Source organism: Acinetobacter sp. A1-4-2 (genome assembly GCF_040233925.1).
In the GTDB taxonomy this organism is placed as follows: domain Bacteria; phylum Pseudomonadota; class Gammaproteobacteria; order Pseudomonadales; family Moraxellaceae; genus Acinetobacter.
Genome location: NZ_CP157981.1, coordinates 1,756,318 through 1,781,039, shown reverse-complemented (window position 1 = coordinate 1,781,039; position 24,722 = coordinate 1,756,318). Strand labels below are relative to the sequence as shown.

23 protein-coding genes and 1 pseudogene are annotated in these 24,722 nt (G+C 40.6%); 17 read left to right on the top strand and 7 right to left on the bottom strand.

Features of this window, described 5'->3' with window-relative positions; genetic code table 11:
* Positions 1 to 26: 26 nt before the first annotated feature.
* Positions 27 to 230, bottom strand: a complete 204-nt coding sequence (locus tag ABJ384_RS08790; protein ID WP_086176023.1) for a hypothetical protein — start codon at positions 228 to 230, stop codon at positions 27 to 29.
* A gap of 494 nt (positions 231 to 724) precedes the next feature.
* On the opposite strand from ABJ384_RS08790, the gene ABJ384_RS08785 reads away from it, so the two are divergent.
* Positions 725 to 997, top strand: a complete 273-nt coding sequence (locus ABJ384_RS08785; protein ID WP_349929727.1) for a hypothetical protein — start codon at positions 725 to 727, stop codon at positions 995 to 997.
* A 29-nt stretch (positions 998 to 1,026) separates the two neighbouring features.
* Here the strand turns inward: ABJ384_RS08785 and gloB are convergent, their stop codons facing one another.
* Positions 1,027 to 1,758, bottom strand: coding sequence for a hydroxyacylglutathione hydrolase (gene gloB, locus ABJ384_RS08780; RefSeq protein ID WP_086195543.1), 732 nt, complete (start codon positions 1,756 to 1,758; stop codon positions 1,027 to 1,029).
* Between gloB and ABJ384_RS08775 the strand changes: the two genes are divergently transcribed.
* From ABJ384_RS08775 to ABJ384_RS08765, 3 genes are all read left to right on the top strand, one after another.
* Positions 1,753 to 1,947 (top strand): hypothetical protein, encoded by a 195-nt coding sequence (locus tag ABJ384_RS08775; protein WP_086195542.1) that lies wholly within the window; start codon positions 1,753 to 1,755, stop codon positions 1,945 to 1,947. The two genes, gloB and ABJ384_RS08775, sit on opposite strands and share 6 nt — an antisense overlap.
* Positions 1,948 to 2,004: 57 nt before the next feature.
* Positions 2,005 to 2,829, top strand: coding sequence for a PhzF family phenazine biosynthesis protein (locus ABJ384_RS08770; protein WP_349926821.1), 825 nt, complete (start codon positions 2,005 to 2,007; stop codon positions 2,827 to 2,829).
* A gap of 134 nt (positions 2,830 to 2,963) precedes the next feature.
* Positions 2,964 to 5,732 carry a pitrilysin family protein gene (locus tag ABJ384_RS08765; protein ID WP_349926819.1) on the top strand — a complete coding sequence of 923 codons (2,769 nt, stop codon included), beginning with the start codon at positions 2,964 to 2,966 and terminating at the stop codon, positions 5,730 to 5,732.
* Positions 5,733 to 5,817: 85 nt separating this feature from the next.
* Here ABJ384_RS08765 and ABJ384_RS08760 read toward each other — a convergent pair.
* Both ABJ384_RS08760 and ABJ384_RS08755 read right to left on the bottom strand, forming a co-directional pair.
* A pseudogene (locus tag ABJ384_RS08760) lies at positions 5,818 to 6,275 on the bottom strand (amidohydrolase family protein); the annotation flags it as partial.
* 130 nt (positions 6,276 to 6,405) lie between these two features.
* The gene (locus ABJ384_RS08755) at positions 6,406 to 6,807 is read right to left on the bottom strand and encodes a DUF3144 domain-containing protein (protein ID WP_349926817.1); all 402 of its coding nucleotides are present in this window, start codon (positions 6,805 to 6,807) and stop codon (positions 6,406 to 6,408) included.
* Positions 6,808 to 6,915: 108 nt separating this feature from the next.
* Here ABJ384_RS08755 and ABJ384_RS08750 point away from each other — a divergent pair, with 108 nt between their 5' ends.
* Positions 6,916 to 7,548 carry a hypothetical protein gene (locus ABJ384_RS08750; protein WP_349926815.1) on the top strand — a complete coding sequence of 211 codons (633 nt, stop codon included), beginning with the start codon at positions 6,916 to 6,918 and terminating at the stop codon, positions 7,546 to 7,548.
* Positions 7,549 to 7,569: 21 nt separating this feature from the next.
* On the opposite strand, the gene ABJ384_RS08745 is transcribed toward ABJ384_RS08750, so the two are convergent.
* Together ABJ384_RS08745 and ABJ384_RS08740 are read right to left on the bottom strand one after the other, a co-directional pair.
* Positions 7,570 to 9,033, bottom strand: coding sequence for a CHAD domain-containing protein (locus ABJ384_RS08745; RefSeq protein ID WP_349926814.1), 1,464 nt, complete (start codon positions 9,031 to 9,033; stop codon positions 7,570 to 7,572).
* 183 nt (positions 9,034 to 9,216) lie between these two features.
* The gene (locus ABJ384_RS08740; protein WP_349926812.1) at positions 9,217 to 10,677 is read right to left on the bottom strand and encodes a CYTH domain-containing protein; all 1,461 of its coding nucleotides are present in this window, start codon (positions 10,675 to 10,677) and stop codon (positions 9,217 to 9,219) included.
* A 273-nt stretch (positions 10,678 to 10,950) separates the two neighbouring features.
* Between ABJ384_RS08740 and ABJ384_RS08735 the strand changes: the two genes are divergently transcribed.
* The 10 genes from ABJ384_RS08735 (at position 10,951) to ABJ384_RS08690 (ending at position 21,587) form a co-directional block, all read left to right on the top strand.
* A complete protein-coding gene (locus tag ABJ384_RS08735; protein ID WP_166166573.1) occupies positions 10,951 to 11,334 on the top strand; it encodes a DUF962 domain-containing protein in 384 nt (127 codons plus the stop codon).
* A 663-nt stretch (positions 11,335 to 11,997) separates the two neighbouring features.
* Positions 11,998 to 12,618, top strand: a complete 621-nt coding sequence (gene thiE, locus ABJ384_RS08730; protein WP_349926810.1) for a thiamine phosphate synthase — start codon at positions 11,998 to 12,000, stop codon at positions 12,616 to 12,618.
* A 43-nt stretch (positions 12,619 to 12,661) separates the two neighbouring features.
* The gene (gene hemL / locus ABJ384_RS08725; protein WP_349926808.1) at positions 12,662 to 13,969 is read left to right on the top strand and encodes a glutamate-1-semialdehyde 2,1-aminomutase; all 1,308 of its coding nucleotides are present in this window, start codon (positions 12,662 to 12,664) and stop codon (positions 13,967 to 13,969) included.
* A gap of 66 nt (positions 13,970 to 14,035) precedes the next feature.
* The gene (locus ABJ384_RS08720) at positions 14,036 to 14,449 is read left to right on the top strand and encodes a heme-binding protein (RefSeq protein ID WP_349926806.1); all 414 of its coding nucleotides are present in this window, start codon (positions 14,036 to 14,038) and stop codon (positions 14,447 to 14,449) included.
* Between the two features lie 222 nt (positions 14,450 to 14,671).
* Positions 14,672 to 15,553: an HNH endonuclease gene (locus tag ABJ384_RS08715; RefSeq protein WP_349926804.1), complete on the top strand. Its 882-nt coding sequence runs from the start codon at positions 14,672 to 14,674 to the stop codon at positions 15,551 to 15,553.
* Between the two features lie 135 nt (positions 15,554 to 15,688).
* Positions 15,689 to 16,396 carry a phosphopantetheine-binding protein gene (locus tag ABJ384_RS08710; protein WP_349926802.1) on the top strand — a complete coding sequence of 236 codons (708 nt, stop codon included), beginning with the start codon at positions 15,689 to 15,691 and terminating at the stop codon, positions 16,394 to 16,396.
* A gap of 132 nt (positions 16,397 to 16,528) precedes the next feature.
* Positions 16,529 to 17,173 carry an RluA family pseudouridine synthase gene (locus ABJ384_RS08705; protein ID WP_349926800.1) on the top strand — a complete coding sequence of 215 codons (645 nt, stop codon included), beginning with the start codon at positions 16,529 to 16,531 and terminating at the stop codon, positions 17,171 to 17,173.
* Positions 17,174 to 17,316: 143 nt separating this feature from the next.
* Positions 17,317 to 20,154, top strand: a complete 2,838-nt coding sequence (gene rapA, locus ABJ384_RS08700) for an RNA polymerase-associated protein RapA (protein WP_349926798.1) — start codon at positions 17,317 to 17,319, stop codon at positions 20,152 to 20,154.
* Between the two features lie 133 nt (positions 20,155 to 20,287).
* Positions 20,288 to 20,554: a PAAR domain-containing protein gene (locus ABJ384_RS08695; RefSeq protein WP_349926796.1), complete on the top strand. Its 267-nt coding sequence runs from the start codon at positions 20,288 to 20,290 to the stop codon at positions 20,552 to 20,554.
* 154 nt (positions 20,555 to 20,708) lie between these two features.
* On the top strand, positions 20,709 to 21,587 hold the full coding sequence (locus ABJ384_RS08690) for an alpha/beta hydrolase (RefSeq protein ID WP_349926794.1): 879 nt from the start codon (positions 20,709 to 20,711) through the stop codon (positions 21,585 to 21,587).
* Position 21,588: 1 nt separating this feature from the next.
* Here ABJ384_RS08690 and fabR read toward each other — a convergent pair whose 3' ends face one another.
* Positions 21,589 to 22,284: an HTH-type transcriptional repressor FabR gene (fabR, locus tag ABJ384_RS08685; protein WP_349926792.1), complete on the bottom strand. Its 696-nt coding sequence runs from the start codon at positions 22,282 to 22,284 to the stop codon at positions 21,589 to 21,591.
* A gap of 139 nt (positions 22,285 to 22,423) precedes the next feature.
* Between fabR and ABJ384_RS08680 the strand changes: the two genes are divergently transcribed.
* Both ABJ384_RS08680 and ABJ384_RS08675 read left to right on the top strand, forming a co-directional pair.
* Complete coding sequence (locus tag ABJ384_RS08680) at positions 22,424 to 23,494, top strand: ferredoxin reductase (RefSeq protein WP_349926790.1); 1,071 nt, start codon at positions 22,424 to 22,426, stop codon at positions 23,492 to 23,494.
* Between the two features lie 14 nt (positions 23,495 to 23,508).
* Complete coding sequence (locus tag ABJ384_RS08675) at positions 23,509 to 24,603, top strand: acyl-CoA desaturase (RefSeq protein WP_180174902.1); 1,095 nt, start codon at positions 23,509 to 23,511, stop codon at positions 24,601 to 24,603.
* Positions 24,604 to 24,722 lie beyond the last annotated feature (119 nt).

Here is a 24,722-nt window from a genome sequence, read left to right as displayed (position 1 = left end):
CCTAATCCAAAATGACCGATACTCTTTTAAGCTTTTAAATGATCTTCGAATTCTTCACCAAGTTGCATGGCAAGCGCATTACCTGCTAAATCACATGTGACCAGACCATATTCTTTTTTGAAGCTAAAGGTAAACCCACGATTATCAGTCAATGATTTTACTGAATAGCCCAATTTTTCTAACCAGATACGAAATGCAATTAAATTTTTTGCCTTAACAACTTTCTTCACGAGAGAACTCCTTGTGTATTAGATACTGACTGCTATTAAATAATTAATAGGGATGCAGATATTTTTTTAAAGGGTAGCTTGAACAGGTTTTTTATAAAATAAATATTTTGTATTTTTTTTATGCAAGAAATGCGTAAATAATAATTAAATTGCGGATAAAAACTAATCTTGTATTCAAGGAATTATTTTACATATTATTGATTTTTATTTATTTTAGCCTATTTTCTTGATTTTTTGAAATGGAAATATTTAAACACAATTTTAACTAGAGCATGAATGTTTTTATCTTTGAGCAGTTTTGGGGAAGGATAAATTGGGGGGAAATACCGCACTGAAGTGGAACAGCCATGTCATTTTATTCACAAATCAATAGCCGCCAAAAAATGACAGTGTCATATATTTTAAAAAAAGATAAAATATATGGCATTGTACCAAGAGAATTTATTGAATTCTGGCAGGTGCAAAATGTTGATCAAGATGAAGACAGAATTGTAATGACCACAGAAACCATTGAACAGAATGTAAGCAAGCAAATTCAGCAGATGCAGCAACAAGGTCAGGTACCTGTTGCTGTTATGCTGGGCCATGAGGACTGGCTATTTTTCGGCGAACAATCCAAAGTGTCCTATACGCCTTTTGGCAGCGCCCGTCGTTATCAACCGGCTTTAGGTGGGTTACTGCTAGTTCGTGTGGACGAGATGCATGTCACCAAAGTGGTGACGCAAGCCGAGCTCGATGCTTATACCCAAACCCATCAAATTTTATAAACTGTCATCGCTGCTACATACTACACCCATTAAAAGTTATCTTTTAACTGTCGTATGTGCCGAAATTCTTCCACGCTGTCCACCCTTAAAAAGGGATTGGTTTGCAGTTCCAATTCAATGCTACTTGGTAAGGTACTTTGACCGAGCATACGCAGTGCTTCCACCTGTTCGAAGCGCTGCTGAATCGCCAGGTTGTCAGGTTCGACATGTAAAGCAAACTTGGCATTGGCCAGTGTATATTCATGGGTGCAGTAGACTTTGGTACGTGCTGGCAAAGCAGCCAGACGGTTCAGCGAATGGTACATTTGCTCATATGTTCCTTCAAACACACGGCCACAACCCATGGCAAACAATGTATCGCCACAGAAAAGTACATCCAGCGCATCAATAAAATAAACGATATGCCCCAGTGTATGTCCAGGTACGGCAATAATCTCAATATTTAAATCATGAAAACTAAGATGATTTTCATGTTGTAGGGGATGAGTGATAAAAGGAGCTTTGCTTAATTCTTCCCGTGGACCATAAACGGGGATATGACGATTTTGTAAAAGCTCTGGCACACCGCCAATATGGTCTTTATGCCAATGTGTCAGCCAGATCTGAGTCAGCTTTAAACCTTTCGCTGCACAAACCTCTTCGACCAGATGTGCTTCCGTAGGGTCAACTGCAACGACTTCTTTACTCGGGATATGTTCTAATAACCAGATATAGTTCTGCAATTGATTTTTTACATCAATCATATGGACTTGAAAATGCATAAGATAGAAATCAATGATATAGATATGAATAAGCTAGCCTTAAAGCCAGGTTTTTTCCAGGGGAAAATCGCAATTAATAGGCTAGTATTTATACATAAAGTTGCTGATCTGCAGGCGGATACAAAAACAGTCTTTCTAGATCAGCTTTTTATTTTTAAAAAGCACGCTATGGAATACTTGCAGCAATAATGTCTGTATTACATTTAGAACATACAAAGTGCTGAATCTAAAATTGGGCAAATCAATATGAAAATGTATCAGGTAGATGCCTTCACAACGGAACTATTTAAAGGAAATCCTGCGGCAGTGATTGTGACTGAACACTGGCTGGATGAGGTCTTGATGCAAAATATCGCCTTAGAAAATAATCTGGCGGAAACTGCGTTTGTGAAAATGCTTGATGCAGAAAACTATGAAATCCGCTGGTTTACCCCAACCACAGAAGTGAACTTTTGTGGACATGCAACGCTAGCCAGCAGTTTTGTACTATTCAAAGATTATACTGCTGCGAAAACCCTTCGGTTTCATGTTAAAGAGCTCGGCATTTTTGTGGTAAGCCAAGAGGTGGATGGCAAAATCAAAATGAACTTTCCGATTCGCCGTGCAAAAAAAATTACCCATTATCCTGAAGTTTTAAAGCAAATTTTAAGCAAGCCATTTAAAAATGTTTATTTAAATCATCAGGCCTACATTATGGAATATGCAAATCCACAAGATGTACGGGATGAGAAGCCCAATCTGGAATTATTCAAACAATGGACACTCAATCAAGCCGAGAAAACCCAACCAAAGCGTGTTTTGGACCTGGCCATTACTGCTCAGGCTGCTGTGCCTTATGATTGTATATCGCGTTATTTTGCTCCAGCTAATGGCATTGATGAAGATCCGGTTACCGGTTCAATTCATACCGCGATTGCGCCACTTTGGGCAGAGAAATTGGGCAAAAAAGATATTCTGGCTGATCAGGTATCTGCACGTGGGGGAAAATTATATTGTGAACTGCTTGAAAATGAACGGATTGAAATTTCAGGTTATGCAAAATTATATATGCAGGCAGAGCTACATTTGTAACATCTGGATATAAATGAACGACAAAGCTATTGAAATAAACGGTAATGCTTGCAAAAAGTAACTACTCAACATCATGATCATTTTCTAAGATGTGATGCTTAAAAATTCATATGACTGAATAAATTGGAATAATTATGCTCATGCGGTTCAAACAACTTACTATCTCATTATTATTTGTTGGTTTTAGTGCAACTGCCTGGGCACAACCGATTTTGGTTAAATCTGAGCAGAAGATTGAAGAATATACATTAGACAATGGTTTTCGCGTGGTTCTGGCGCAAAATGATAAAGAAAATAAAGTCTTTATGAACACGGTCTATCTGACCGGTTCACTCAATGATCCGCAGGGCAAAGGCGGTTTGGCACATTTGCTCGAACATCTGGCATTTAAGGGTACACAGAATATCAAAGGTGAAGAATTTCAGCGCCGTCTGGATCAATACACCTTAATGACCAACGCCAGTACGGATTATTATTCCACCAAATATACCAATGTGATCCGTCCTGAACAGAATGCCATTAATCAAGTGATTCATCTTGAAGCTGAACGTATGGACAAGCTGGTACTGCAAGAAAAGTTTGTCCCTTCTGAAATTGCCATTGTGAAACGCGAACGTGAAGTTCGTATGGATCAGCCTTTTGCAGTGATGATGGACCAGATGTGGAAATCGGCTTATGGCAATAAGTATCTGGGACGTTTGCCGATTGGCGATTTAAAAGAATTGCAGTCCATTAAAATGGATGAGCTGAATAAATTTTATCGAACCTGGTATGCACCGAACAATGCCGTAATGATCATTTCCGGTAAATTTGATAAAGCCGCTGTGTTAAAACAGATTGATCAACAGTTTAGTCCAATAGCAACTCGTCAGGTTCCAGTACAGACCAAAGTTCCTGTGCTGGACTCAGCCAAAATTCAGCATAGAAATTTTGTTGTAAAAAAGGGCAGTGATCTGGCTAAATTCAATATTTACCTGAATGGCAAAAATGAAAAGATCAAATCTGCTTTGGCACTGACACCTTATTTATATACCATGCAACCGAGTGGACATCTTTATCAAAGCATGGTGGAAACCGGTTTAAGTACCGGCGTTCAATCTACTACCTGGCTAGATCAGGACTTTAATCTGGTCTTTATGGGTGCCATTTATGCACCGAATCATGATGAGAAAAAAGTGCAATCCGAACTTATTGCGGGTGTGGAAAAAAGTCAGCCATTTAATGAGACCGAACTAAACCGGGTAAAAAATCTGATTCAGAATCAGGCAGACAGTGTACTCAGTAATGCTGCCGCTTTGGGGGGGCGTTTAAGTGATTATTATGTGGCTTATCAGGGAGACTGGTCGCAGTACTTTACTGATTTGAATAATGTGAAGCAATTGAAGCTTACTGATGTCAATCAAACCCTGACCCGGTTTTTAGTGCCAGAACATCGCATTTCTGGAGATATTAAACCGACCCCGGAAGATCAGAAAAAAGCAGTGCAACAACAGGCTGCCGAGCAACCTAAAACCTTAGATCAGGCCAGTGTGCAAGAAGAGCCGCTTAAAGACAGCAGTGCCTATAAGCAGGAAGTCGCGGAATACGTCAAAACCTCAAAGCAGTATTTGATGGATACTGAAAAGAAAATCCAGCGCGGAACGTTGAAAAACGGTATTGCATACGCTTTATATCCAACCTCTACCCGTGATGATAAAACCTATGCCACCATTTCTGTTGACTTTGGTACGGACAAATCTTTGTTTAATAAAGGTGAAGTACTGGATTTGATGGCCTATTTACTCTTGCGTGGCTCAGATCAGTATAGTTTGCAGGATATTGCAGACAAATCGATTGAAGCGGGTGGTGGAGCAACGGCTACAGCATCTGCAAATAGTATTGCCATTCAGATTGTGGCAAAAAAAGAGAAATTTGATGATTATTTCAAATTTATGCTTGATGTTCTGAAAACACCGAAGTTTGAACAATCGCAATTTGACCTGATCAAGTCACAAAGCTTGTCGAGCCTAGATCGGCCATATACGGAACCTGAAACGGTTGCCGCATTGACCATGACGCGCTTATTGGAAACCTATCAGCCAGGAGATTTACGCTATCATTTTGAACCTGAGCTGTCTAAACAGCAGCTTAAAGCAGCAACAGTTGAGCAAGTGAAAAAATTATATCAGGATTTCTTTATCAGTCATCATGCACAAATTGCCATTACCGGTGATTATCAGGCTCAGCCCATGCTAAAACTGCTACAAAAAGAATTCTCTGGATGGAAAGCGCAATTGCCTTATCAACGCTTAAGTTCTGATTATCAGGCGTATAAGGCACAAAAAATCCATGCTTTATCAGAGCAACGTGAATTTGGTAATTATCAGGTCATTTTGACCTTGCCGGTGGGTTCGAATCATGCCGATGCGCCAGCCTTAATGGCGTTTAGTTATATTCTGGCTGATTCGCAGCTGTCGTCACGTTTAGCCCAGGAACTCCGTGAGAAAAATGCCCTGGTGTATGGATTTGGTAGCAATCTGGATCTGGATGAATGGATTGATTCAGGGGCACTTACCATAGAAGCCAATTATACGGCAGCGAAGTCGGCGCAAGTATCGCAAGCCGTGCATAAGGTACTGAATGATTTACTGACTAAAGGGGTGACTGAACAGGAGCTGGAAGCGGCCAAAGCCAATATTCTGAAAAAACGGGTGACTGCTTTGGAAGATGAACGCAGTATTCACGCAATGCTCATGCCTCAACTGGAACATAATCGCGACTTGTTGTTCCGTGAAAAGCGTGATCAGGCTTTTGCAAAACTTAGCAAAGCAGATGTGGATGCCGTAATCAAGAAATACATCAAACTGGATCAGCTGGTGGAAGTCATGGCAGACCAGTATGGAAAGCCACAAAACAAGTCATAACTTTTAAACGCTATTTTCTATCCTGCTATTCATATATTTGTTGTGCTTTTCCCCTCTTTTTAGGAGGGGTTAGGGGAGGTTTCTTTTAAAGCCGATAAAACTGCTTTGCATTATGAGGGAATACTCGTTCCAAGGCATGGCAATCACATGCCACTACCACATCACTAAAGGCATCAATAATGTTCAGCAGTGAGCTGTTGATGACCCGATCCATGGAGAAGTTGAAGGCAAATATGACCCGGTAATTGCCAAAGTGCCGCAGTATATGGCTAATCAGTGGAAAGGCTAAATCATAGATTTCCTGTTTGCTGGCTAAGCGATTCTGCTTGTGAAACTGATGACTCAATATCGGCATAAACAACAGGCCAGACATCTTGATATAAACATTTGGATACCTTGCCAGTTCGGCAATATCCTCCTGCCAGCGAACTAGAATATTTCCCGTACAACTTTGGTCAGTCCGCTCTGTACTCCAACTTGACCAAAAAGACCGGCAGGCGTGCCAAAATGGTCTAGCACAATCGAAGTTTCCGGAAACTGTCTCCAGCTGTTGTATGGTCAGTCTTTGGTTCAGTAAATCTCTGTCATGTCACCATACACTAAGGTATTTTGGCTTTGGATGACCTTTCATCCAAAAACTTAGCACATAAAAAAAGCCCCGTAGGGCTTTTCATTAATGATCGTGATTGTGGTCATGATCATGCTTGTTGGTATGAAATTCTTCGTTATGACGGAAGCGAAGATAGTTTTCAAACTGTTCGCAATATTCGTCATAGTTGTCTTCCAGCATCATCTGGAACTGCTGCATGATGTACGACATGACCTGATCTTTGGCATCACGCATTTCATTGCCATCTTTAAAGTTATTGGCAGCCACCCAAGTATTAAAACGGGCAGTAGCAAACAGCATGGCAGCGCTGACTTGTCCGCGCATTTCAGCAGGTTTCACGGCTGAACCTTTTTCGACACGGCAAAATTCGTTGGCCTGTTTAATAAATTCATCAGCACGTTCAAAAAAAGCAGCATTTAACGCTTCTTCTTCGGTTACATCTGTTGCTTCAATCTTTTGAACCATGAACTTTTCCTGCAAAAACGATCTAATAGCTTATTATAGGCAAAGCCTTGCAGAAACTAAACCTTTGGCTTAATCTAAAAATAGCCTAAGTATAAAATGGATACTCCAATGCAAGATGCCATTGCCGTACAAAGTTTAAAAAGTGACATCGCCTTATTGCGTCAAAATATTTGGCCGCCTGTAAATTTGGCCAATGTCGAAGGCTTACCTATTTATTATGGGTCTAAAAAAGAAGTCGATGAATATTACCGGCAATGGATCGGGTTAATTGAAGGAGCACAAGATCTATTTCAACCTTTTATGCAAGATGAAACACTCGATGCCGTACATTTACCCAGCCATTTGAATCTGCCGTTATTTTATTTTCATGTTGACCGCATCCGAATTAATAAAACCCGCGCCAAAGAGTCGAAAACTTTTCGCGGTATTGCTAGCCTGCTTGATAAATGTGGAAAATTTGAACCTGAGCAGATTCAGGCCATGAGTGCCTGGCTGGAAAATGATGATAGCGCAGCTTTGGTGGCTCATCGTGAATTCGTCGATTTGCGCACTTATGTGTTCCAGCATGGACAAAGTGAATATACTCGTACGCGGTTTTATGTAAATGGTATTGTACTGAGTACAGAGCCACATTTTGAGCTGGTAGATGCCCGTGACAAGCCACGCAAACAGCGCAATGACAGTTATAGCGATCCATTGGCAGATAATGGAACCTGGAAAATTTTTGGCAAATATCGCTAATATTGGTTTTACATTTTCTACTTACCAGAAAGTATCGGTTTTAGAATAATCGTCTAAATGCTGCTGAGCCTGTTGCAGAACGTATTTTTTCTCACTGGCAATCCAGCCCACGGCAAACCACGCTTTTTGTTTACGTTTAACCATATTCTGAAACAGCGTTTCGGCCACCATCAAATCGTTATATTGTCCCAAACTTTCCTGGGCAGGTTTTAAATCTTTAAGATAGTGTTTTACATCTTGAACAGGATAAAGCGAAGCCACGAATTCTACACAATAACGCAAGCGTTTGACCCGTTTGCGGGTACGATGCCGGGATGGAATATCCAGCTGTAAAAATTGATTGGCATCTTTGCAGATTTGTTGATGCATTTTTTGCAGTTTTTTGGCGATATCTTTTTTTAATCCGGATTTTTTCTGTTCTTTACTGGGCTGATCGACAAAGCGCAGCAGATGAAGAATCAATTCTACAAAGTCTGAAGAACGCAATGATTCATCAATGGGAATGCCGGATTGTTCAGGCGTATTCGGAAGCTGAATAAAAGGGGCACCTGCCTGTTCAAGCTGAGGTAAAAGTCCTTCACTCAAGGCATCGCGATCACGGGTTGAACCCAGTTGACGGAACAGATGAGTCAGCTGCTCTTGCCAGTCTGGATTGACATCTTTTGACCAGTCCTCAAAAACACGTAAGGCACTTCTTAAACGGCGAATGGCAACCCGAGTCTGGTGCACATGTTCGCTATCATACTGTCCGGAAGCGATGGTTGATGCATTCGGCAATAGGTGCTGCAAGGTATTATTGATGATCTGCTTTAATACGTGATCTGTTGAGTCCTGCTGATTCAGCTTGAGTGGGCTTGCAAATTGAGCAGCAGGATTTTTTAAATTCTGTGCCAGCAAATCGCCGCGTTGAGCTTTACTTCGCACATCTAGCCACAAATGATATCGCTGCACCCAGGGGTGAATAAACTTAATCAGGTCTTGTATGGAACCTTGTTTAAGCTCAAATTCAATTTCATAAATTGACACGCTCTGATCGTTACGACGAATCTCGCCGCGATCCAGACTCACTTCAATTTTTGAACGGTTAAAATGAATCACATGTACCAGACGTTGAACGACTGTTTCATATTGCACAATCAGGTTTTTAGCCTGTTTGCCCAAAGCATTTTGCAGCAATTGTTTTGCTTTCGAATCGGATTGATAAATCTTAAGGGCCAAGTCCGGAGGGGCATTTAGTTTGCCTAAATCGCTTTCCAGTTCAAAACGTTGTAAGGAATGATCGCTGGGCACTTTTAAAGTTTGTATCCAGTGATCATCTTCAAGACGTTGCCGTAATGAAATATTTTTTTCAGCCAAATGCCGTTCGGGCGTGTCATAGTATTTTGCGTATAAAGAAATCAAGCGAGCATTCTTGTTCAAGAAGAGCTGATAGAGCTTTTCTTGATCTGATGCGGGGATCTGAAATTTTAATTCTACTTCAAGCATGTTAAAACTCCTGACGCTTCATCATCCGATAGGGCCATGACTTTCATTGTAAGCCAGTATCAAAAAAAGAGTAGGGTTTTGCCAGAAAGTAGATCAAGCGTATGTCGCCCCACTCATTGGTGTGCATTAAAAGATCATGCCATACGCTTTGATTTGACTGGTTTAATTTTGTCGCTTTATTTGTTACTTAATAAATTTACGACTCACCAGGAATTGTTCTGTCGCTTCAAGCAGGTTTTGTGCATACACTTCCTGTTTTGCTGTCAGCCAACCCAACACAAACCAGTCACTGGCTTCCAGTTCAGTTTGCTGAATATACTCGGCAGAAGAGGCCAAAATTTGATATTCACTGGCTGCAAGTTGTGCATCATTCAAGGCTTTGCTGTATTTTTGCAAATTTTTGACATCATAAATCGAAGTTAGAATCGGGAAGCTAAATTTTAGTTCATGAATTTTAGTGGCTAACTGATCCAGACTTTCAAAATTGGCAATATCGGTATTTGCAAGATGCTCTTGGAGCTGTTTATATTGATTTTGTAGGGTATTTTGTGCAAACCATTTTAAGTCATGTCCTTGGAGCTTATCCTCATGGTCCAGGCCAAACATCAATAATTCCAGATAATGATGTACGTTTTGTGTTGAACGTACCAAATTGGCCAACTTTTCTTTGGCATACAAAATATCTTTGGCTAAATTCGATGCAGTATTGGGGTTCTGTAAAAATGCGCCTAAAGTCGACTGCATATGTTGCAAATGTTGTAAATGATCAAACTGATGCTTAAATGCACCCAGCTGCACCGCCCATTTGTCGGAAACTGCCTCATTCCAGTCTTTAAATAACGACAGGGTCAAATGCAAGTGATCCAGGGCAATTTGAGCTTGCTGAATATGGGTTTGCTCGGCAACACCTGCAGCAATAGCTGCGATATTTGGCAGTAAATGCTGTAACTGCTGGGCAATCAGCAGACGCAAGTTTTTATTGGCGGGGTCTTTTTTACTTAAGTTAAATTCCTTGGCTAATTTTGCCGGACTGACGGGTTGCTGGATGGCCAAAAGATTGCCGATTTCGGCCTTACTGCGTACGTCCAGCCAAAGATGATATTTTTTCACCCATTCAAAGCTAAAGGCCAACAAGGATTGGACAGAACCGGATTTAAGTTCAAATTCAACTTCATGTACTTCACTCTGGGCTGTTTCGGTACGCACTTCACCAACATCTAGACTGACTTCTATCTCGGTTTCTTCAAAATGAATGACGCGAAAGGTACGCTGTATATCGGTTTCAAACTGTAATTTAAGTTGATCCTGTGACTCACCCAAAGCATTTTTCAGGATGTGTTGTGCTTCAGCATCCTGCTCATAAATAGATAAATCCAGTTGCGGGGCATGTTCCAGTTCGCCCAGGTCATGGTTATGCTCAAAACGATGTAAGTGGCTTTTCCCGGCAGCTTTTAAGGTTTGGATCCAGCGTGTGCCTTCCAGACGTTGTCTTAAGGCAACACCATGTTGTGAGAGTAAGCGTTCCGATGTGTCGTAATATTTGGCTTTCAGTTGAATAATTTCAGATTTTTTAGGATCCAATGCTTTCAGTAAAGCATTACGTCTTGCTTCAGGAATTTGAAATTTTAATTCAACTTCAATCATGATTTTTCATCCTAATTTTTTGATGCGATGTCAGCAATGCAAACATTATCTATAGCTTACACATGCATTATGAAATCTGTTCTTTTATAGCGCCGGAAATAGCATTGTTCATTCTAAGCTGATGATTGTAGCGAAAATGATTTTTGATGTAAGACTTGACGAACGGATTCTTGACTGGTTGCTTTGCAAATGATCAAAAAAATGATAAAAGCGGACACTTTAATTTGGCTGAAATATGAGCTAACTTGAATCAAAATAGGCAGGACTATGACCATGAATACAACAATCCAGCTCAAATTTGAACATCATCCAGAACCGGAATTTCAGCTGCCGATTCAAAACTATCATGAATTCTATCGGTTTTATTTAACTGAGCATCGTAATATCATGAGTCGCCGTTTGCACATATTTGGCAGCAGTGTCGGGGCCTGCCTATTAAGTCGTGCCATTGTAAAAAGAAAGCCAAAGTATCTGGTTTATGGCTTATTGTTTGGTTATGCCAGTGCATGGGCAGGTCATTTCTGCTTTGAAAAAAACAAACCGGCCAGTTTTAAACAGCCACTCTATAGTTTTATTTCAGATTGGCGTATGTTTTCTGATGTGTTGCGTGGGAATTTAAGTTTGAAAGATCGTTCCCTGGATAAAATTCCCAGTTAGTTAAAAAATCACTTATATTATGTGAATAGTGTTTAAAAAATTTATCTAAAAATAAAATATTTGTAAATTTACGGAATGTAGACTTGCAATGGTAGAGTGAATATTCTATTAATAGAACAGGCATTGAATAAATTGATTTTTTACTTCGAGCGTCCTAATTTTAAAGTTTTCCAAGCCTAGAGCGACCTTCTCTAGGCTTTTTTTATTTAAGGAAGGGGAGATAAAAGCTAAAGTTTTTGAATCAAGATTAAAAAAATAGGGAATTAAAAATCTACAAAAAATGCTTTGTCAGAGTTGAAGATATTACCCAATTTTAGCGGAATAAAAGATTTAAATAAAAATAGGATGACTTCCTAATCCTTGATTCGCTTCCCCCAAGCGCATTTTATAATCAAGGATCAGGAAGTCTTTTCATTGCTTCAAGTTTTTGTTTTTATAATTATTATTTATTGTCATTTTGTGGTTTATTTAATCGTTTAATCTTCAGATGATCTATCCCTGAAAATAGGTATTTTCACACTATTTAACTCAAAGTTGCTACCGTTTAAGTTTTCTAATTTTTTTGATATTTATCTGCTGTAATTTTAAGGAATTAAGACAGTTCCGCTGAATCTTGTCCCTGATATGCCTATAATAGGGCAGTTTTAATTTTGGCAGTTTGTTATGCGCGGTTTATATCTGATCACCAATGATGATCCTTTAGAACTTTTATTGGCTAAACTTGAAGGTGCAATGGCCAATGGCGGTATTTCAGTATTGCAATACCGTCGTAAAAAAGTCGCCAAAGAAGATCAATTTTATGAAATTGAGTACATGAAAGCCATGTGTGCTGAATATCGCGTACCTTTCGTGATTAATGACGATCTTGAAATTGCAGTTAAATACGGTGTAGGTGTGCATCTGGGGCAGGATGATGGCTCGATTCAGGAAGCGGTTGCGCGTTTGCCAGAAGGTGTCCTGATTGGTCGCAGTTGCAACAATTCACTGGAATTGGCAGAACAGGCGATTGCCGATGGTGCAAATTATGTGGCATTTGGTGCAATTTATGCGACTGATACTAAGCCTGAGGCCGGGAACATTGGTTTGGAAACCTTGAAACAAGCCAAAACGCAACTAAATGTGCCGATCTGTGCCATTGGCGGGTTAACCGTTGAAAATTCAAAGATCGTGGTTGAATCTGGTGCAGATTATTGTGCAGTGATTAGTGATATATTAGGTCGTCCTATGCATGTCATTCCTGAGCGTCTTGATGAATGGTCTGCACTTTTTCAAGACAGCCTTTAATAATATAGATTTAGATTGATTTAATTTTGAGTTGAGTAAATTCATGAGCCTATCTCCAAAGCAAGAACAATTGTTTAAACAAGCCAGCAAACATATTCCGGGTGGGGTGAATTCACCGGTACGTGCGTTTAATGGGGTGGGTGGTACGCCTGTATTTATTGAAAAAGCCAAGGGTGCCTATTTATACGATGTCGATGGTAAACGCTATGTGGACTATGTCGGTTCATGGGGACCGATGATTTTAGGCCATGCCCATCCTGACATCATTAAAGCCGTACAAGAGGCTGCTGTTGATGGCTTAAGCTTTGGTGCACCAACAGTACATGAAACCACGCTTGCAGATATTATTTGCGAGATCATGCCATCGATTGAACTGGTTCGTATGACCAATTCAGGTACGGAAGCAACCATGACAGCGATTCGTTTGGCACGTGGTTATACAGGCCGTGACAAGATTGTGAAATTTGAAGGCTGTTACCACGGTCATTCAGATTCGCTTTTAGTTAAAGCAGGTTCAGGTATGTTGACCAGTGGTGAGGGTGAAGCGACTTCAGCCGGTGTGCCTGCGGATTTTGCCAAACATACTTTAACGCTGCCGTACAATGACATCGCGACTTTAAAAGAATGTTTTGCTAAATTCGGTCATGAAATTGCTGGCGTAATTGTTGAGCCAGTCGCAGGCAACATGAACTTGGTGAAACCGATTGACGGTTTCCTACAGGCAATTCGTGATGTATGTGATGAGCATGGTTCGGTCTTCATTATTGATGAAGTGATGACCGGTTTCCGTGTCGGTCTAGGCGGTGCACAGGCACATTATGGCGTAACACCTGATTTGACCACTTTGGGTAAAATTATTGGTGCAGGCTTACCTGTAGGTGCTTTTGGTGGTAAACGAGAAGTGATGGAATGCATCGCGCCACTGGGTAAAGTCTATCAAGCAGGGACATTGTCAGGTAATCCACTCGCGATGCGTGCCGGTATTGAAATGTTTAAACATTTACGTGCCGAAGGTTTTTATGAAAAATTAACTGCGCAACTCGAAAAACTGCTTGCCGGTTTACAAGCCGCTGCGGATGAATCAGGCGTACTATTCAAGACTCAACAAGTGGGTGGTATGTTCGGTTTGTACTTTACTGACCAGGAAGACATCACCAGCTTTGATTCCATGCTGAAATGTGATGTAGATGCCTTCCGTAAATTCTTCCATGGCATGTTAGACCGTGGTGTGAACTTTGCACCTTCTGCATTTGAAGCGGGCTTTATTTCAGCAGCACACAGTGATGAAGATATTGAATTTACTATTCAAGCTGCGAAAGAAACTTTTGCTGAAATGAAAGCATCTGCTTAATTTTGAGCATTTAAATGAAGCCCGTTTTATAGCGGGCTTTTTTATAAAGAATTTTTGAGAGCGAATATGAAAATCAAACATTATTTGACTTTAAGCGATGCAGAAATTTTATTGAATAGAGCTTATGAATATGCACTTGAACATGATTTTAATGTCAGTATCGCCGTTGTAGATGAAACTGGAAATTTGTTAGCGATGAAGCGTATGGATGGGGCATCACCTATGACAGCCAATTTATGTTTGGAGAAAGCCAAATGCTCTGCAATAAGTCGCCGTCCATCCAAGCTGTTTGAAGATATTATCAAAGGCGGCCAAATGGGCTTTTTAACCATGGATACCTTTTCAGGAATGCTGGAAGGTGGTGAGCCGATTATGTACCAAGGTCAGTTGGTGGGTGCAATGGGGGTTTCTGGAGTGAAGTCTTTTCAGGATGCGGAAATTGCGCAGCAGGCGATTCAGGAATTTTTGGCGCAGGTTTAAGAATAAAGATCATTTCATATTTAGTAAAACTTGATAAAGAAATTGAACCATCGCTAAAAAATGATTGTGGAACGTGAAGCATCATTAAAAAAGCTCAATCGGTGAGGATTGGGTTTTTTAAAAATGATATAAATTATTGAATTATTTTAAATAAAAAATTAAATTGTATAAAATGTATTATATTAATTTAGACAATTTTAAAAAGCGAATGGCAGATTATCAATGAATAGGACACCACCGAAAAAGGTAATTCAGATTCTTAGACAGGAAGTAGGATTCGGTTGCCCAGTTCCTAATTGCGGAAATCCGTACCTCGAATGGCATCATTTTGATCCACCTTGGAGTATTGAAAATCATCATAGACCAGATGGGATGATCGCGCTTTGTACCCAACATCATAAAAATGCAGATAACAATGCTTATACCAATGATCAATTAATAGAATTTAAAAAAAATAAGGTTAATTCAGAAAAAGTAAAAGGTAATTTTGAATGGCGAAGAAATAAATTATTAACTGTAGTAGGGGGTAATTTTTATTATGAAACACCTCGTGCCCTAGTAATTGATAATCATGATGTTGTTTCTTTAACAAGAGATGAGAATGGATACTTATTATTAAATGTTGAAATGCTAAGTGTATCAAAAGAAGAACGCTTAATAATGAGAGGAAACTGTTGGGAAAATATAGGAAATCCCATTGATTTTAAATGTCCTCCTAGTGGTAAGGAAATTGAAATTAAGTATGAAAATGGAGATTTACTCTCTATAAAATTCTATGTAATTAATAACAAAGAATTATTTAAGAAAAATTTTAATAGGAATGCTCCTGATTTTTTAGAATTCCCATTAACTATTTCTGAAATCAACTTTGAAGTATCTGGTGTAAATATATACGTATCGCCTAAGGGTACAAATATTCAAACAAATCAATTTATAGGAAATTTTTCATATAATTGTGGTGTGGGTATGATGGTAAATCTAGGAATAAACTGGCGTCAAAATTGGAATCTAGTACCAGTTCCTAGTAAAAGATTATCACCATGTCCATGTAATAGTGGCTATAGATACAAACACTGCCATGGAAAAATAGAATTAAGTATTTAAGTCTCTTTTTTAATTTACTTTTATTTAACAAGTGACTGTTATACGAAAATCAGTTTGTAATTCCAAAAACTTATCAAGCGGTTTAATCTAGGCTAGCATATTGCAACTTTGAAAATATTAAATAGAAGCTCTCCCATGCTGTACCCAATGCCCAAGAAAATCCAACTCGCACCATCTCAAGCCAAATGGCAGCTTTCATCCTCTAAATCAGTTTTGGTCTTGGTGGGGTTGCAAAATTTACGTGTACAACCGGGCATACAAGATACAGATATCATGAGTCATCTGATTCAGATCACCAATAAAGCCAAAGCACTGGATATTCCGATTGTTGATTTGTACGGTGATGACTTGATGCAGGGGATGCAGCAACTTGGGGAATATGCATCATCGAATCCACAAATGATATTTGCAGGACAGGTGAGTCCGATGCTCAAGCAAATATTGCCGCATCTACAAAGTGTGACTGAGCAAATCTGTGTAGTGGACGATGCGATTTTATTGTCGAATCAAGACCAGCATATTCAATGGATTGATAACATTTCGGCACAAGCTTTGCATCACATGAACAGCTATAGTTTGACTAGATTATGGGATTTAAGTGCACCATCCAATTATGTGCTTTCCACCAAAGGAATTATGCTCGCGGTTGCAGAGCAACTGAACATGGATGCTCTGGAAATTGATCCTGATGTCGATCTGAAACAATACGGTTTGGATTCTGTCGCTATGGTCACTTTAGTGGGGATTTGGCGAGCGCATGGGGCAAACATTACTTATGAAGATGTCCTAAAACACAATTCACTACATGCACTGGTCAGCTTTGTATTGCAATCAGCACGTTGATAACGCGGGATTGAAATAATTTTTGAGCAAAATCGGAAAAACCGTCACCAATTCTAATATTGTGCATTGTAATTCTGTGCCAAGCTTTCTATCATTGCCGCCTTGTTTGCGCGATCAGCCTGGGATTGAACATTGAGTAATTTTCTAACCGAACATCTGATACATCGTGATGAAGATTTTATGGTCATCCATAAACCTGCAGGTGTACTTACCGTTCCTGGCAAAACCGAAGATTTACAAGATTGCGTGATCAACCGACTATTAGAAATAGAACCTAAAACACTACTGATTCACCGCCTGGATCGGGATACTTCAGGCATTCTGGTGTTTGGCCTGAGCAGATGGGGACAAAAAACCATTTCCCGCCAGTTTCAGGAACGTCAAACCGACAAAACCTATCAGGCGCTTGTAGCAGGGTATCTCGAAGGGGAAGGCACGGTTGACATACCTGTCGTCTATGACCCTGAACATCCACCATTACATATTGCCGATCCCCATCATAACAAGCCTGCACTGACACATTGGCAGGCTATCGAACATTTTGAAATTCAGGGACAGGCGGTGACGAGGGTCAAACTTAGCCCGATTACCGGCCGTTCCCATCAGCTACGCGTGCATATGCAATATCTGGATCATCCTATTATTGGTGATACTTTATATGCGACTCCTGAGCAGCAACTGATGATGCCGCGTCTGTGCCTGCATGCTGAAAACTTAAGTTTTTATCATCCGCAAACAGAACAGCTGATGGAGTTTTATGCTCCAGTTCCTTTTTAAAGTAAAAACTTTTTAATCCTCATAGATTTTGCGCACTTTTTAGTGGGCTTTATGTCAAAATATATTGCTTAAAGACCTGATTTTTTGCTCAAATACCAAGCAGATTTTGGGCTTGAAATTAGTGTCCTCATTTTTAGATAAAGGTGGAAAAATTGCATCAGTTTGCTATTGGTCAGCGTTGGTTATCAGACACGGAAACAGAACTCGGTTTAGGGGTTCTTATAGACGTAGATGAAAGATCGGTTAGCATCTTATTCCCAAAAAGTGATGAAACACGTGTCTATGCACGTAATAATGCACCTTTATCACGTATTGTGTTTAATGTGAAGGATGAACTGCAAGATCAGGAAGGCACCAAATGGACAGTTGAGTCTTTGGAAGACCGTCATGGTGTAGTTCGTTATAATGTGGTGCGCAATCTGGAAGATGGTTCAGAAGAACGTAAGTCACTCAACGAAACCCGTATCGGTGCGACCATCCAGCTGTCTAAACCGCTTGACCGTTTGCTGGCCAGTCAGGTCGACTATAAAGAATGGTATGACCTCCGTATTGAAGCTTTACTGATGCAAGCCAATATGAAGAACAGTCCTCTGCGTGGCATGGTCGGTGCGCGTGTAGGCCTGATTCCGCACCAGCTTTATATTGCCCATGAAGTGGGACAGCGTTTTGCACCGCGTGTCTTACTTGCTGACGAAGTCGGTTTGGGTAAAACCATTGAAGCGGGCCTGATTATTCATCAGCAACTCAAAACATCGCGTTCTGAACGTATCCTGATTCTGGTGCCAGATTCACTGCAATATCAGTGGATGATTGAAATGCGCCGCCGTTTTAATCTGGAATTTTCACTGTTCGATTTGACCCGTACTGCATCCATCAAGGAACATGATCCTGATCTAAACCCATTTCTGACTGAGCAGCGCATCATTGCTTCTGTTGATTTGATGGTGGATCACGAAGATTTACGTGAACAGGCTTTAGAAGCTGGTTTTGATCTGCTGGTGGTGGATGAAGCACATCACCTGATGTGGAGTGAAGAAGAAGGCGGTAATGACCGTTATGACTTGGTTGAAGAACTGGCGGAAAAAACCCCGGGTGTGTTACTGCTCACGGCTACTCCAGAACAGCTGGGTGTAGAAAGCCATTTTGCCCGTTTACGTTTGCTCGATCCGCAACGTTTTAGCTCACTTGATCGCTTCCTGGATGAAGAAGAGCAGTATCATCAGACTGCAAAAATTGCTGAAGTGTTGATGTCAGACCTGCCTTTGGAAGAAGGACATTTGGCTGCGATTGAATGTTTGTTGGGTCATAGCATTCAGGATGAGCCGGAACAGCGTTTCCGTGCTATTCACGAATTATTAGACCGTCATGGTACCGGCCGTATCTTATTCCGTAATACCCGTGAAGCGATTCAGGGTTTCCCGGGTCGTGACTGTCAACCGGCACCTTTACCAGCACCTGCAAACTGGTCAAAAGACGGTAAGCTACGTGAACAGATGTGGCCGGAAGAAGCTCAGCTGGATGGCGCATGGATGGAACATGATCCACGCGTGATGTGGCTGATGGAAAAGCTGCGTACTGATCTTAAACACAAAAAAGTCTTGCTGATTGCGCGTAGTGGTCCTGTAGTGGAAGCACTGGAAAATGTGCTGCGTTTACATGCCGGTATCCGTACTGCCATGTTCCATGAAGGTATGAGCCTGCTTGAGCGTGACCAGGCAGCGGCTTATTTCGCTGAAGAATCTTATGGCGCGCAAATTCTATTGTGTTCTGAAATCGGTTCAGAAGGGCGTAACTTCCAGTTTGCCTCTGACCTGATCTTATTTGATTTGCCTGCCAACCCGGATGTGCTTGAACAGCGTATTGGTCGTCTGGACCGTATTGGTCAGGAAAACCGGATTCAGATTCATGTGCCTTATTTAGTGGGCACTGCACAGGAACGTATGTTCCGCTGGTACAACGAAGGTTTAAATATCTTCAGCAATATTTCACCAACGGCACAAACCTTGCAAGAAAACTTCATTGTGAAATTAAAAGACTGTTTATTGGCAGACCTAGGCCAGCAGTTTGAAGATTTGCTGGAAGAAGTCAGTGTTCAGCGTGAAGCTTTAGAGGCTGAATTGCAGGAAGGCCGTGACCGTCTGCTGGAATACAATTCTTGCCGTCCAATTGTGGCGCAGGAAATTGTGCAGGCGCTTGAAGATTATGATGACAACACCACTTTGCCGATGTTCATGAAACGCTTCATGGCATCGACCAATATCGATTTTGATGAGCAAAGTAACGGTACCGTGATCATCAAGCCGACCGATCAAATGCAGGTACAAGGCTTGTCTTTAGATGAAGAAGGGATGACTGCGACTTTCTATCGTGATCAGGCGCAAGTTCGTGAAGATGCCCAGTATTTAACCCTTGAGCATCCATTCACTGAAAGTGTGATGGAAATGATCAATACTCAATCTTTTGGTAGTACCAACGTTGCGGTATTAAAATCAGCAGCCTTGCCACAGGGTTCGGTATTGATGGAAGTCTGGTTCAAGGTGGATGTGGTTGCACCGAAGGCATTGAACCTGCCATCCAGCTTGCCACAACAGTTGATTCGTGTATTGCTTAGTGAAAAAGGTCAGGACCTGTCTGAAAAGATTGCACCAGAAATCCTGAAACCTTATTTGCATCACCTAGATGGCAATAGCTGCCGTCAAGTGGTGAAAGCACGCCGTGAAGTGATTGAGCAGCGTTATGCACAAGCCTTGGATATTGCCAAAACTGCATTGCCAAACTTCAAGCAGCAGGCAAAAGAAGTTTATGGCAATAAATGGCAATATGAAATTGACCGTTTAACTTACCTGAAGCAATTCAACCCAAGTATCCGTGAAGATGAAATTTCACGCTTACAGAAATTCCAGAAAGAAGGCTTGAGCTTGTTGGATGGCTTATCTGTCACACCGGAAGCCATTCAGGTGATGGTTGTAGTTAAACCATAATTTGGAATTGAAACAAAAAGCACCTGTGGGTGCTTTTTATGTTTAAGATGAAGGAGTTCTGACTCATCTAGCTTAAAATTCAACTCATGCTAAAATAAGAAAATAATTTTTATAAAGTACAAGAAGAATAACAATGGCTCAGTCTTTAATAACCCTCGGTTCTACCACCTCGCACGGCGGTATGGTTTCAGAATGTGATCCTTCTTTTAGCATAAATGGAATTGCTGTGCATTTGCATGGCATGAAGCATTATTGTCCGAAATGCCAAACTGTTGTGTCCGCGATTGCTGCTGAACAGTCAACTAATGTGAAAGGGCGTGGGGTGGTGATTGCAGGTGATAAGACAACTTGTGGGGCAACTTTTTTAGGCAGTCAGTTTCTGGTGGTTTCGCGAAAATAAACCGCAGTAGCCAAATCATTTGTTGCACAGAATTCTGTAATTAAGCCATCTGACTTGCAAGTCAGGGAGTTATGCATTTAGTGATGTCATTCAGGCCTGCTTTTGCTTAAGCTATCGCACTACTACGGGAACAATTTCAACGAGAGTAGCTTGTATGGCAGATGAATTATTCAGAAAAAATGCAATTCATTTTACTCATGCCAATGGTATTCCTTCGGCTAGTTATCAGAAGTTTTTTTGCTCTTTTGAAGAAGAATTTGATATTAAAGCTATTCCAGTGATTGGAATGAGTCCTGAATATCCCGTCACTTATACATGGACACATCTGGTGGATCAGGTGATTGCAGACATTGAACGGCAGTTTCCAAACCAGCAGGTGATTGGCTTGGGCCACTCATTTGGTTCTTTGCTCACTTTAATGGCGGCCTATAAACGTCCTGATCTGTTCTCACAACTGGTGATTATGGATCCACCTTTTGTGATCGGCAGCAAGTCAGCTATTTTTGAAGGCTTGCAAAAGCTCAGGTTAAAAGCCGTTGATAAAATTACGCCTGCAGCGATTACGCTTAAACGCAAAGATCATTGGCGCAGTTTTGATGAAGCGTATATATCTTTACGCAATAACCGGCTGTTCAAAAATTTTGATCAGCAGTGTTTCGATGATTATTTTGCTCATGCTATTACAGAAGATCAAAGCAGAGGAGGCGTGACCTTAACTATTCCTAAAGCCATTGAAGCAGAAATTTTCAGAACCGTTCCAGCCTGGTGGTGGCGTACACCACGTCAAGCACCGAAAATGCCTGTACATTTAATTACGGCAGAACAGAGTCACTTTTATAAACAGGGCTTGCCGCAAGGAATGAAAAAAATCTATGGAATTGAATTTAGTGTGGTTGAAGGCGGGCATATGTTTCCTTTAGAGCAACCTGAAAGCATATCCCAATCGGTGAAAAAAATTATTTCAGCACAGCAAAATATTGAATGCGTAGTGAAGAATCAATATGTATATTCTTCACGAGCAATAAAATTATAAATTACCGGATTTTCGCTTCATCCAGATGGCGTGCACCTTCTAGAATCATCCGAATCATGATCATGGTTTGTTCGGCAATTTCCTTACGTTCCTTCGCAGAGATATCAATCACTGTTGCACCCATATTAAATACCAGCTGGGTAATGGCTTTTGCGGCGATATCGGGGTGAGAAAGCCTGTTGTTATTGATGCGTTCCAGGCGAATGAGATCTTCCTGTAATTCTTGCTGGAAATAATTTAACTGGCGTTCAACCGCTAATTTATATGAAGCGGAGCCGGTATAGGCTTCACGCAGCAATAAACTTAAATTGCCTTCATCTGCATCTAACTGTTCAATAAAAACTTCGACTGAACTGCGAATAATGCTGTTTTGCTTGGAGGCCTTTAAGCGCGCCTGATGCAAAATTTGACGCAATACAATCCCGGCACGATCAATCAGCTCAATCGCAAGTTCATCTATATCTCTGAAATGCCGATAAAAACTGTTGGGTGCAATGCCTGCTTCACGCGCAACTTCACGTAGGCTCAAGGAAGAGATGCTTTTTTGTGGTCCAATTAAGTTCAATGCAGCTTGAAATAGCTCTTCTTTGGTAATGGTTGCTTTTCGTCCTACAGTACGGACGGTCACCGGTTCATGAACAACATTCTGTTTATCAACAGGAGCATCAATATTTTTTTTGATTGAAGACGGGTTCATATTTTTCAAGGGATTAGAGATACGAAAACATTATAACGGTTGCATTGCAACTTGGGAAATGAATAGAAACAATACAAATATATATACAAGTATATATACATGTGTATAATAATTAAAAATCGATCGCGTGGTACTGACTATGCATGTTGTAGAAAAAATGAAAAAATCTCCCCTAAGTTCACTGGCTGAAAGCGTTATTGACCAGTACGCAGCTGATTTCTGGTTGCAAAAAATCAATCCCCTTTGGTCAGTCAATCAGGCCTTGGGTAAAATTGTCCAAAAAGAAAATTCTGCGCAAAATATGATGAGTTTAACCATTCAGGTGAACCGTCATTTTAAAATGGGGCGAGCAGGGCAGCACCATCCGGTTCTTGTGGAAGTCAACGGTGTTCGCTATGAACGTAGCTATAGTCTGACGCAGCTTGATACTCAACATGTCTTATTAACAGTTAAAAAAGTTGATCAGGGCAAAGTCAGTTCCTGGCTGGTTGAACATGCTCAAGTTGGCGATATTCTTGAATTTGGTCAACCTTATGGGGACATGCTGTTACCAGAACAGGCTCAACCGATGATATTGCTTGCGGCCGGTAGTGGTATTACCCCAATGTTAAGTTTACTCAAAGCACTCTCTAAAACAGATCGCATGACTGAAGCACCGATTCAGCTGTTGTATTGGGTTAAGCAATATGCTGATGTTGCTTTTAAAGCACGTTTTGAACAACTTGCAGAACAATATCCGAATTTTTCTTTTCAGGTTTTTTATACCCAGGAAGAAGATGCGGGCAAACGTTTAAACCAAGAACACCTGGCTTTGGTGAATAATATTGAAAATAGTCTGGTGTATGCTTGCGGTCCATCCGGATTTGTTGCACAGGCGGAACAGCTGTTTGCAAATGCACAGAGTTTCAAAAGTGAAGCTTTTAGCATGACACCTGTTGAAAATTCGGATATTGGTTTTGTGAATATTACTTTGCTGAAATCCAATAAAATACTGGTCATCCCTAAAGGTCAGTCTATTCTGAGCAGTCTGGAACAACAAAATATTAAACCGACTCATGGTTGTCGCATGGGCATTTGTCATAAATGTGTGTGTAATAAAGTTGAAGGTTCAACGAAAGATCTAGTGAATGGTAGTCAAAATTCCGAACCTGGTAATTTATTAAAAATCTGTGTCAATTCAGCACAGTCTGACCTTGTCATTGATTTATAAGTGAGATAAATATCATGAATATGCCTGTTAAAATAGAATATTTTAAAAATCCGAAAAATGGTGAGCTCACACAATCTCAATTAGATGATTTGGCTCGTGAACTGGATGCGATTAAACAAGAAGTGCTTGATGATATCGGCGAAAAGGATGCGAAATATATCCGCCGAGTTTATTCAACCATCCGTTATGCTTCCATTGCCGGACGTGCCTGTTTATTTGCAGGCTGGTTCCCGCCAGCATGGGTATTAGGTACCGGTTTACTGGGCTTTGCCAAAATCATGGAAAATATGGAACTGGGGCATAATGTCATGCATGGTCAATATGACTGGATGAATGATCCTAAATTCTATGGTCCAACGTTTGAGTGGGATATTGTTGGGACAGCAGATAACTGGCGCCAAACCCATAACTATAAGCACCATACCTATACCAATATTAAAGGAATGGATGATGATATCGGTTATGGTTTACTTCGTCTGTTTCCTGAGCAGCGCTGGAAGCCGGGTTATTTATTGCAGCCAATTTACAGCATTCCATTTTGCCTGCTGTTCCAGTGGGGCGTAGCTATCCAGAATCTTGAAATTGGTAAGGTTTGGAAAGGACGTAAATCTAAGGAACAGGCCAAGAAAGAATGGCAACCGATGCAGAAGAAAATCGGCAAGCAATTATTTAAAGATTATGTATTCTTCCCGTTGATTGCCGGTCCAGCAGCTTTACCTGTATTTACAGGTAATCTGGTGGCGAATGGTATCCGTAACATCTGGACATTCAGTATTATTTTCTGTGGTCATTTTACTAAAGATGTGGAAGTGTTCCCGAAATCGGTACTGGAAAATGAAAGTCGCGGTCATTGGTATATGCGCCAGATTCGTGGCTCATCAAACTTGACAGGTTCAGAGGCATTCCATATTTTGACCGGTCACTTAAGTCATCAAATCGAACATCACTTATATCCGGATATTCCGGCGCGCCGTTATCGTAAAATGGCGCCTAAAGTTCAGGAAGTTTGTGAAAAATATGGTTTAAATTACAATAATGCCAGCTTGGTTAAACAGTATGGCAGTGTGCTTAAACGTATCGTTAAATATGCGTTCCCGTTTAAGAAATAATCTTGTATTCATAAAAAGCCACTTCTATTAAAGTGGCTTTTTACTGATGTATATAAGCTTTAAGTGTTTTTGTTAAGTTCATGTAATTTCCATTATTTGCCATAGTCATGACCTGACAA